Annotated in this window: 8 protein-coding genes; 1 reads left to right on the plus strand and 7 read right to left on the minus strand. The window is 44.2% G+C overall.

Going from position 1 to position 11195, the window contains the following annotated elements; translation table 11 throughout:
- Window positions 1-118 precede the first annotated feature (118 nt).
- The 4 genes from MC7420_RS05660 to MC7420_RS05675 all read right to left on the minus strand — a co-directional run bounded on the left by MC7420_RS05660 (window position 119) and on the right by MC7420_RS05675 (window position 5830).
- Entirely contained in the window at window positions 119-1045 is a 927-nt protein-coding gene (locus MC7420_RS05660; RefSeq protein WP_006098873.1) for an alpha/beta fold hydrolase, read from the minus strand.
- 479 nt (window positions 1046-1524) lie between these two features.
- On the minus strand, window positions 1525-2187 hold the full coding sequence (locus tag MC7420_RS05665; protein WP_044205214.1) for a GDYXXLXY domain-containing protein: 663 nt from the start codon (window positions 2185-2187) through the stop codon (window positions 1525-1527).
- 86 nt (window positions 2188-2273) lie between these two features.
- Window positions 2274-3635, minus strand: coding sequence for a DUF2157 domain-containing protein (locus MC7420_RS05670; protein ID WP_006098941.1), 1362 nt, complete (start codon window positions 3633-3635; stop codon window positions 2274-2276).
- 1073 nt (window positions 3636-4708) lie between these two features.
- Complete coding sequence (locus MC7420_RS05675; RefSeq protein ID WP_006099054.1) at window positions 4709-5830, minus strand: amidohydrolase family protein; 1122 nt, start codon at window positions 5828-5830, stop codon at window positions 4709-4711.
- Window positions 5831-6203: 373 nt separating this feature from the next.
- Here MC7420_RS05675 and MC7420_RS05680 point away from each other — a divergent pair, with 373 nt between their 5' ends.
- Window positions 6204-6683 carry a GNAT family N-acetyltransferase gene (locus tag MC7420_RS05680; protein ID WP_006098786.1) on the plus strand — a complete coding sequence of 160 codons (480 nt, stop codon included), beginning with the start codon at window positions 6204-6206 and terminating at the stop codon, window positions 6681-6683.
- Between the two features lie 140 nt (window positions 6684-6823).
- Here MC7420_RS05680 and MC7420_RS05685 read toward each other — a convergent pair whose 3' ends face one another.
- From MC7420_RS05685 to MC7420_RS05695, 3 genes are all read right to left on the minus strand, one after another.
- Complete coding sequence (locus MC7420_RS05685) at window positions 6824-8275, minus strand: adenylate/guanylate cyclase domain-containing protein (RefSeq protein ID WP_006099135.1); 1452 nt, start codon at window positions 8273-8275, stop codon at window positions 6824-6826.
- A gap of 187 nt (window positions 8276-8462) precedes the next feature.
- Entirely contained in the window at window positions 8463-9200 is a 738-nt protein-coding gene (locus MC7420_RS05690; RefSeq protein WP_006098939.1) for a DUF1995 family protein, read from the minus strand.
- Between the two features lie 216 nt (window positions 9201-9416).
- Window positions 9417-10685, minus strand: a complete 1269-nt coding sequence (locus MC7420_RS05695) for a glycosyltransferase family 4 protein (protein WP_006098902.1) — start codon at window positions 10683-10685, stop codon at window positions 9417-9419.
- Window positions 10686-11195: the final 510 nt, after the last annotated feature.

An 11195-nucleotide genomic window follows, 5' to 3' on the forward strand; every position in this document is an offset into this window, starting at 1 on the left:
GCTACTAATACCCAATTTAAATGCATTACAGCTTAATAGATTAATTAAGTCCAAGCTAAAAATGTTTAAAATAGATATAAAAACAACGTTAGTTTTTTGGACAAATGATTTAGACGCGCTATATCTCTACTATTCGATTAATCCAATCGGCAACAACTGAGACAAAAGCCGCCGTTGACTCATAAGGTAAAACATTACGACCCGGAATTTTACACCCCTGACCTTGGGGAAAATACTTGATATAGTAATCTAAGCGTTGCTCAGGTGTTTCCAATTTACCCTCGCGACTGATACTGCTGGCTTCTTCGCCTACTACCACAAATGTCGGTTGCTGAATGGAAGCAATAACCTGTTGATAGTCTTGTCGCCAGAACCCAGATAAGAACGAAAAAACGGCGTGGCGACTAGCGGTATCAGCAGCACCTTTTCTGAGACTGTCTAACCATTGCTCATCAATATCGTCTGGTTCAGCAAATAGCTGCTTTGAGGAAAATGAACGTAAAAATTGACGGCGACGGGCGTAGCGATAGAATAGACGACCAAACGGCGAATCAAACAGATTCCAGGCAAGTTTGTGCTTCAACGTAGAGGTTTCCTGAGTCATTACAGCCCAAGACGGTGGACCCGACAATACCAATCCTTTGACATAATTTGATGCATCTGGCAACTGGACGAGAGAAAGGGCTACGGGTAATTCTGCACCTTGCACCACCACAATAGCGGGTTTTTTGACAACAGTCTGTAAAAAATAATTTAACTGCTGCGCCCAATCTGTAGGATGATAAGCAACATGGGGCATATCACTGTCACCACATCCGAGTAAGTCAGGATTATAAATGGGTTGAGAATATCCCGCTTGATACCACTGTTGGCAAAAGCGATGCCAAAACCAACGGGATAATCCGACGCCAATCGGATGCATTAACACCAATGGTGTATCGCTAGCCTGATTCGGCTGATAATAGTCGTAAGCACAACGATAATTACGCCAACTGTAAAACTCAGTTGTTGCTGACGGGATGGGAAAGTTTGAAGTAATCGTCATAAACACTCAACAGTCAAAAGCAATAAATTCTGTAGGGGCGGGTTTAGCCATTAAAACGACTTGTCATCAATAAATGAACAACAAAACCCGCCCTAACTTATTGATAACATATCAACAAAACCCGCCCTGATTCAATTGTCGGGGTGTGACACAGTTCGTAGTAAGGGCTTTAGCCTTTGGTTGGGTTGAGCGAAGTCGAAACCCAACCTACAACTCAGTTGTTGCTAACGGGATGGGGAATTTGGAAGTAATCGTCATAAATACTCAACAGTCAAAAGTAATAAATTCTGTAGGGGCGGGTTTAGCCACTAAAAGGACTTGTCATCAATAAATGAACAACAAAACCCGCCCTGATTCAATTGTCGGGGCGTGACACAGTTCGTAGTAAGGGCTTTAGCCTTTGATTGGGTTGAGCGAAGTCGAAACCCAACTGACAACCTCCACTATTAAAGACAAATGACATAAGACGAATGACTCAATCAGAGACGATACTGGCGAATATTTTGTTGATTCGCTTCACCAGTCTGTACCCAAAGACTAATCGGAACGGCATTTCCCCAAGCATCAACTTTAACTTCCATAACAATAGGCGGAATTTGTTGGGTTTGTTCAGGATTGGCAAGTCTTGCTGCCCGCAGATCATCATTAATCTGATTCCGTTCTGCTTCAGGCATAGTATAATTTTCGAGTCCATACTCAATTAATCCCCGTTGGGCAATTCCTCTCAAAACAACCTGATTGTTGTTGAGATTGGTAGGACGTTTGAGACTCAGAGAAATAGGTTCCCATGGTTGTGGTAGTCCAGGCAACCTGAGTGAAATCGGTTCTGCTAAAATTACATAAAAGTGAGTTCCTGGCTTAATAAACATTACGGTGTTGTCATCACTTTGTTGTTTAGGTAAATTGTTCCAACCTGGTAAACCGCGTAATTGCTCTTGACTAGAAATGTCATACCTCATAGTTTGAGAGTAGCCTCGCAATAGATTGTAGGGTTCTAAGGGGGCTGTTTGCAAAATGATAATTTTACCTGCGATATGAGTGTAAATCGCTTGGGCAGGCACAGCCAGGATTAAAGCTGTTTGAAATAACAAAGTGAGCCAAAATCGCCGGAAAGGGATAGAAGGGGTAGTGTTATTTGTCATTTGTCATTTGTCATTCGTCATACTCGAAGAGCGCGAGAAGCAAGCTACGTCATTTGTTATAGACTAGAGACTAGGGAAGAGAAAAATTATTTTGAGTGTTGAGCGCGAATATAGTATTCAAAAGTTACCCCAGCCGCTATAATACCGCAACCGCACAGTAAAAAAACTAGGGATTTGAACAGTAAATCGGTATTGTACTCAACCATCCGACTTAAGACTTGCAACGTTAACAGCACCAACCCTCCCCAGAAAAAACGTCGTTGGGCTTGGGTGATTCCTTTACGGATTATACCGATCGCTAAAACGAGTAACATTAAATTGAACGTTAATACTGCCGCGATATCTAAAGAACCCGTCCTGAGATGCCAATAGGGAATGACGGCGCTAATCACAATCATGAAAGCCACAAAGCTAGTTGTTCGGTTGAACTGACGCCAACGATGCAGCCATTCCCAAATTGTTATGCTGACGAAGATAAACAGATTGACCAAAATATACCACGGTACATGAAAGGCGTTATTGGCAGATGGCATAAAGGAAACATTCCACATCCAATAGAACGATAAGAGGGAAAATAAGAGACTGAGGAAAATAATAGCAAGTGTGCGGGCTGTACTCTCGAAGGATTTAGCATTGGGAAGATACCGTCTCCAGAACCTATCTCTGTACCCCCATAATAATGCTGGGGGAAGGGCGCAAGCGATCGCGCTAACCCAGGCGGGGGCGATTAAAACGTTGAGGCTTAGTAAGTTCACCTCCAATGAATAAATCACCGCGATCGCACCGAGGCGAAATATCCACCGAGAACCGCACCAGTAGGCTAAGGGAATAAACATCACACCCGCGACTACGGGCATAAATCGTACCATCAGCCGCAGCCAACCTATCTCTCCAATCGCTAAAAATTCGGGTTGTCCTTGTCCCTGAATATATCCAATTGTGATCAAAAGGGCAGAAAGTATGCCTAAGCCAGTTAGCCGCAAGCTATACGCCATCCCCAAGACGCCAACTCCCCAAAGCAGCAGCAATTGATAAGCGGGTCGATTTTGCTGAAAGAGTTGGGATATCAGCGCCATATTTACCCCCAATATCAGCGCCCCTAGCATCAGCAATATTTGTCCTAAACGGCGTTGTCCTCCTTTAGGACGTTGCCACAAAACAAAGCCTGCTGTATTGAATCCAATAAACAGCAGCAGGAGTAACGCTACTTTCAACTCTCGCGACCAAACTTGCCAGTTGGCGGCGAAAAACGCGATCGCGCCTACGCCTAAAAGGATACTGCCGATCAGCAGCAGAATCGAGACAAATTGGTTACGGGAAGCCGTTTCGAGTTCCCCAAATTGATAGCGTTGGGCAAGTTGTTCATAGACAGAGGGATCAATTAACCCCTCACTTTGCCATTGATGTGCTTCTTGACGCAACTGACGACGAAACTTCTGGGAAGGCATATTAGCATTTTAGTCCGGTTCTACCTCTTAAAATGTTGTAACATTTTGAACATTCGAGTCGGTTGGGTAGAGTCAATTCTATGGAAAGGGCGGGTTTTGTACTCCAGTTAGGGTCAATTATCAATGTTAATCCCTAAACCCGCCCCTACAGATATGATCGCGCTATATCAATTCTATGGAAAGGGCGGGTTTTGTATTTCAGTTAGGGTCAATTATCAATGTTAATCCCTAAACCCGCCCCTACAGATATGATCTCGCTATATTAATTCTAGGGAAAGGGCGGGTTTTGTATTTCAGTTAGGGTCAATTATCAATGTTAATCCCTAAACCCGCCCCTACAGATATGATCTCGCTATATTAATTCTAGGGAAAGGGCGGGTTTTGTATTTCAGTTAGGGTCAATTATCAATGTTAATCCCTAAACCCGCCCCTACAGATATGATCTCGCTATATTAATTCTAGGGAAAGGGCGGGTTTTGTATTTCAGTTAGGGTCAATTATCAATGTTAATCCCTAAACCCGCCCCTACAGATATGATCTCGCTCTATCAATTCTAGGGAAAGGGCGGGTTTTGTACTCCAGTTAGGGTCAATTATCAATGTTAATCCCTAAACCCGCCCCTACAGGTATGATCTCGCTATATTAATTCTAGGGAAAGGGCGGGTTTTGTACTCCAGTTAGGGTCAATTATCAATGTTAATCCCTAAACCCGCCCCTACAGATATGATCTCGCTATATTAATTCTAGGGAAAGGGCGGGTTTTGTACTCCAGTTAGGGTCAATTATCAATGTTAATCCCTAAACCCGCCCCTACAGATATGATCTCGCTATATTAATTCTAGGGAAAGGGCGGGTTTTGTACTCCAGTTAGGGTCAATTATCAATGTTAATCCCTAAACCCGCCCCTACAGATATGATCTCGCTCTATCAATTCTAGGGAAAGGGCGGGTTTTGTACTCCAGTTAGGGTCAATTATCAATGTTAATCCCTAAACCCGCCCCTACAAATACTATCTAAATCTAGGCGAAATAAAAATTAAAATGCAATTTTTATTATGACTCATTAGTTATTATTTATGACTTTTCCAAATAAAGTTTTCGGGCATTGTCACAGAGAATCGCATAAGCAACTGATTCAGCTTCCTTTGCTGTCAAATCACCATCATGAATCGCCCCATCTAACACCTGACTTAACACCTCTCGCCCCCATTTTGCGCCCAAATAATACAATTCTGGAATATTGTGAGCATCTGAGGAATACATCAGTTTACTGGTTGGCGTCAGTTCTAACAGTTGCTGAACCGTTCGACGCATTCCAGCATGACTCAAAAACGGAACGGCTAATCCAAAATCTAGATAGACTTGCGGATAAACGGATGCTAAATATCCAGCTTCCTGACTATAGGGATAAGCCGCGTGTAGTAGGACAATGGGGACGTTTTCAAAACGTTTATCTTCAAGGAGCGATCGCAGATACAAGGGATTGCTCAAGCGCAGATCCAAATCCGGGTCACCAAACCCTGTATGAAATTGTATCGGTAACTGGTATTTGCTAGCAATTTCTAGAGCTTGGGTGATTACAAAATCAATAAATGGCTTATCTGATAGGCGTAAGGATTGACTTGACGTTGGCTTGATTTCATAAAATCGTTGTTTAGCAAACTCCTTGGGTGTCCATTGAATATCTAAACCTGTTCGGTAAGCCGCAACACTTTTAAATCCCACAATTCCAGCCGATGGTGGATCAATCTGACTCCGGAATTGTTCCCAAAATGTCTTGAAGTCATCAGTCTCTATAATCAGCTTTTCTGCTAGATATTCCAATCGCAGAATCCGCTGCACAGGAACAAATTGCTGATGCCATTCGAGGGGCATAATATCACCGGGCAAAAAGCCATCATCGAGAAATATTGCCTCAAGGTTAGAGGCATGAAAACATTTCTGTGTGAGTTTTTCTAACCCTAGTTGCCTGCGATGTTCAAGAATTACAGCTTCTGTTGGCTCACAATCCAAAAGTTGAGCAATATCCCGTAAACTGCGACGGTAGAACAGGCTATAACGGGCATGATGATTAATAATATCAGGATGATACCCTTCCGTAAAAGCCGCTGTATAAGGATAACGCTTTGTGGCGGAGGGGTTCAGTAGGTTGTGAGCATGTTGATCGATCGCGGCAATATCCCAGAGGTTGAGCATTATTTGGGGTTAATGTTTAATTTTTCGTGGTCTATTGTGAATTAATTTAGTGTAGTGTCTGATAATTTTACCAGCATTTACCCTAAATAAGTCCGACTACTTAGTAGTGAGCAAGATGCTCACACTACGACAAGGATTTCACCATTATTGACATTAAGCTTTAAATGCGGAACAGCTTAGCTTGACAGAGTAAGCTGTCATGCATTTAAATTGGGTATTAGTAGCGAGCAAGATGCTCGCACTACAAGGCTTTCGCCGTTATTGATATTAAGGTTTAAATGCCGAACAGCTTACCACAATTGTGAGTTCTGACATTTGCTCGAAAGGCAAGCAAAGACGATAATAAAACTCGATATTCTTTATTTCGTACACAATGAAAACCTATTACCGTGACTTTTTAATTCGTGACTGGGAACCGCGCGATCGCGTCAACGCCGCCGAGGTTATTGGTTCAGTCTTGTCAGAATACGGCTTAACCTGGGAACCAAGGAGAGCCGATCGCGATGTGGTTGACGTCGAAACCTTCTATCAAACGGTTGGGGGAGAGTTTTGGGTAATCGAATACCAAGGTAAAGTTGTGGGAACCTCGGCGTATTATCCAATCGAACGCGGCAAAAACGCTGTAGAAATCCGTAAAATGTACCTGCTTCCAGAGTTTAGAGGACAAGGACTCGGTAAATTTTTGTTGCAACAGCTTGAGGAAACAATTGCCAACCGGGGTTTCCAAGAAATTTGGATTGAAACCGCTAGCGCCCTCAAAGAAGCCATCCAGCTTTATGAAAGTAGCGGCTATCAGCCAACCACAGGGGTAGAGACAAAGCGGTGCGATCGCGTTTATGTGAAACAACTATAGTATAGTTTTGACTGTGTAGGGGCGGGTTTAGGGACTAACTTTGATAATTAACCCTAACTGGAGTACAAAACCCGCCCTGACTGAATTTTGCATTAACTCCCATCTTCCCCATCTCCCAGACGTGCCATGGCACGTCTCTACTACTCCTGCTTCCCAACCAGCCAATAGTTGATCATTTCCCCTTTTCCCTTAACCACGATCGCACCCCGTTTTTCAAATACATACTTATCCTGCAAACGCTCTTTTGTCGCCGCTGTCACTTGAATTTTTCCGGGAAGTCCAGATGATTCCATGCGAGACGCCACATTAACTGCATCTCCCCAAAGATCATAGCTAAACTTTTTAATCCCAATTACACCAGCTACCACAAGTCCCGTATTAATGCCAATGCGAATTTGAAAGGGTTCCCCTTGTGGTGTTTTAAATTGTTGAATGGCTTGTTGCATATCCAACGCCATGTTTGCAATTGCCTCAGCATGATGATCATTTGCTACAGGTAAACCCGCCACAGCCATATAAGCATCGCCAATGGTTTTGATTTTCTCAATGCCATGTTTTTCGGCTAATTTATCAAAAACAGAAAAAATATTATTTAGTAGATTAAGCAGTTCTAAGGGAGACATTTGAGCCGAAAGCTGCGTAAAGCCGACAATATCAGCAAATAAGATAGTCGCTTCCGTAAATTGTTGTGCTAAACTTCCCTCAAACTGTTTTAATTGGTCAACAATAGGCTTGGGTAAAATGTTGAGCAATAACCGTTCTGACTTTTCTTGTTCTAAGCGTAGGGCTTGTTCCGCTTTTATCCGATCACTAATATCGGATTGGATGCCGACAAAATGAGTTAGGTTATTATGGTCATCATAAATGGGGGAAATTGTCAATTCATTCCAGAATGGTGTTCCGTCTTTCCGGTAATTGAGTAAGGTAACGGTGCAATTTTCTCCGGCTTTAATCGCAGCACGGAGTTGATCAACGGCTGGCTGACTGGTATCTTTTCCTTGCAAGAAACGACAATTATAACCGAGGACTTCAGCGTCAGAGTAACCTGTTATTTCCTCAAAGGCAGGATTAACATAGATAAGCGGCATATCTGGCAAACGCGCATCAGCAATGACAATGCCGACACTACTCGCCGCGATCGCTTGATCGCGTAGCTTAACGGTTTCCTGGACTCCTTTGCGATATGCCTGACTCCCTCGCCAATTGCTTTCGGTGACATCATGGGCAATACCATGGCTTACACTATTTTGATAGGCTCCCAAACGCCAAGACAGCCAACGATAGCTTCCGTCTCGACAACGAAAGCGATTTTTAAGGCATATTGGGGTTTTATTATCCTGGAGAGTGTGACATTGATTCTCCATATCAAAGGTGAATGCCACATCATCAGGATGAACAAACTCTAACCAAGGGCGCGATCGCAGTTCATCTAACGTCCAGCCTAGAGTCTTTTCCCAAACTGAGTTGATTTCTCTAAAATACCCGTTACTGTCACGGATACACAACAACTCAGCAGAAAGATCAAAAAAGGCTTGGAGAGATGCTTCCCCATGGAATAGGTTTGGCTCATTCTCCTCACAAGAAGGATTCATTGGACATGTTCCAGGGAAGATTTACTGTCGGTTTTTGCACCCTCGATCAAAATTTTTTATGCAATTTCAATTATTACATTGACTTGATAAATTGTAGAATCATATCATAGATAGCGCTTTTTCAACATTTTTGCGAAAAAGACGCTAGATATAGTGGGTTTTTGACGTTTAGCGTTTAGATTTTTAATTAACGACTCAATGCGTCTAAAAAGCTCTGTAGCGTAGAGAGAAACCCTGGTTTTTTTGCAGCAGGTGTATCTTCTGAGTCACCGCTACCCGTTACTTTAGCAATAATCAGTTCTAAGGCATCTCCTACAGGTTTTTGCGGTTCTTCAGCAATAAGCTGATAGGCATTTTCCTTTTCCAGCCAGATCTGCCATAGTCCCGGATAAACCCGAAGTAGAGCCGCTCCATCCAGAGGTTGGACGTAGTAACAAGAGGTTAGGGTACTGAGAAACCGTTCACGGAGTTGACGGGCGGCGTAGCCAATACCCACCACTTTCAGATCTTCAAGCTGAGGCGTGAGTAAGACACAGGGGCGATCGCCTGCCAAATTGCAGAGTTTTTCCACTTGACTCACTTCCACCGCCGAAGGGGAAACAATCAAAAACGCCTCATCCTCTGGCTGAATCCTACTTTCGACAGGGGAGCGACTTGTGCCAATGTCTGTCACTTTGAACGGTGTTTCTCCCCAGTCTCGACGGGCAAGTGCCGCCGCCCCAGCATCAGGGAAGAGAACCTTTAGCCCCGAACCATACTGTTCAAAGATCGGGGTAAATTGCCATGCAATGGATTGGGCTTGCAGGGCAATCTCTGGAAACACTAACTCGACTTGCAGGCGAGTGTATCCATCATTGAGGGCGGCTTGTGTCGCTTCGCGAGCTTGAGCGATCGCTTCGTCTAACGTTTGAGGAAGTTCAGCCATCGGTCATTTGTCCTTAGTCCTTTGTCCTTTATCCTTGATTTTTTGTTCGTCGTGTCCTTTCGATTGTAACGAACTATGAATCACAAATGGGAACAGGGAGTCGTTTTGAGTGTTGAAAAAGGCATCAAAAGACGATAGGGGTTTAGTTACCAAACCCCTACCGTCTGAAACGCCTAGCTGCAAGAATCAGAACACAACAGGTCAGCGCTGGGTAATTCACGCGCTGGCTTGTTCCAACACCTGGGAGGAATTTCGGACTAACTGGAGATAAAGATCACTGAGTTGATGCGCCACACCATCCCAGCTAAACTTTTCCTCCACCCGCCATCTTGCCCTTTGACCCAATTGATTGCGCCAGTCGGGGTGAGATAGAATGCGGTCTATTGCCTCAGCAAAAGCCACCTCATCTTTAGGCGGCGCTAGTAATCCGGTTTCTTCGGGTACAACCGTAAATTGCAACCCACCGACATCACTGGCAATAACTGGCGTACTACAAGCCATGGCTTCAATTGCCACCAGACCAAAGGGTTCATAGTGACTGGGAACCACACAGACATCAGCCGCCGTATAGTAAACCGATAGAAGTTCATCGCGAATGCGTCCGGTAAATGTGGTGATATCCCTCATCCCCAGTTCATCAACGATCGCCTCAATCCGTTCTCGCTCAATCCCATCGCTGTAACCGGGACGAGATCCCCCACCAATAATCAGTTTCACTTGGGGATCATGGCGTATCTGAGAGCAACCCACAGCGCGAACCAGGGTTTCTATGCCTTTACGCGGATCAAAGCGTCCCACATAAAAGATGATTTTTTCATCAGGATTCCATCCTAATTGTTGTCTTGCTTGAGTGCGGTCAATCGCCCCAAAGCGTTGAATGTCTGTGCCACAGGGAATGATCTGAATATGACCCTTACTCGAAACCAGCGATCGTATATGGTCTTTTTCCTGGGGAGATGTAGCCACAGTGCGTTCGGCTGTCTCTAACACCGCTTTTTCCACATCCAATCGAGTACCAGCAATCATGGGGATCGCTTCGACTGACTGGTACTTAACCGCACCTAGAGAATGGTAAGTATGAACTTGGGGAATCGATTGCCGCTTTTTCCATTGCATCCCCACCCATGCAGAAATCCAATAGTTGGTATGAACCAGGGAATACCGAACACCTTCCCACTCCTGAAACCTCAGCAAATTATCTAAGAACTCGCCAGTATAGCCAAAGATCTTATCCCGTGGGACAAATGCCTCTGGACCGGCTTTCAAACGAATAGTCCGACAACGTGGACTATGTTCTACGATGACAGGATCATCAGCACTGGCTTTTCGGGTAAACATATCTACATGCCATCCCAGATGGGCAAGGGCTTCACCCAGATGGCGCACGTAAACATTCTGTCCACCCGCTTCTTCCTTACCAATTTCCACGGCGGGATCGCCATGAACTGAGATGAGAGCAATATGCTGTCTATGTTTACTGTTCATAAGTTGGTCTAATCCTCGATTTCAACAAGGGTTAATCTTAATTAAGCGTTTGATGCTTGTGCGGCTTTTCCCTCCGCTCAGGTTTTTGGTTGAGAAAACCTTAAACGCTGAAGGCTTTGTCCGCATCAGACTACAGGATGGTAAATGCTATGAACCCTTAACTTGCGATAAACAAAGGGTGAACTAACCCTTGAGTGGGAATACTTGTGCCACATTTCCCTTCCTTTTAGGGAGCATCCCAATTTGGCACGTTGGCTCTTTGAATGGGGCTGAAACCCTTGCAATTGCGTTACTTTAGGTAATGCTTTGTCCAAAACGGGATGCTCTCTCCTTTTACTTTTCAAGAGAAAGAATTAACTCACTGAAACGACGCCGGATTGGGCTGGTAATTCCCTACTATAGAGCTTGAGAAATGAGTTCCTCTTTCAGGTCATGGACGGCTTTACCAGACTACACCAAATTTCATCGGAAACCTCATCATTGTTGTATATAGCTTAAAGGGTGCAGACT

Origin of the sequence: Coleofasciculus chthonoplastes PCC 7420 (assembly GCF_000155555.1) — a bacterium.
Classification (GTDB): domain Bacteria; phylum Cyanobacteriota; class Cyanobacteriia; order Cyanobacteriales; family Coleofasciculaceae; genus Coleofasciculus; species Coleofasciculus chthonoplastes_A.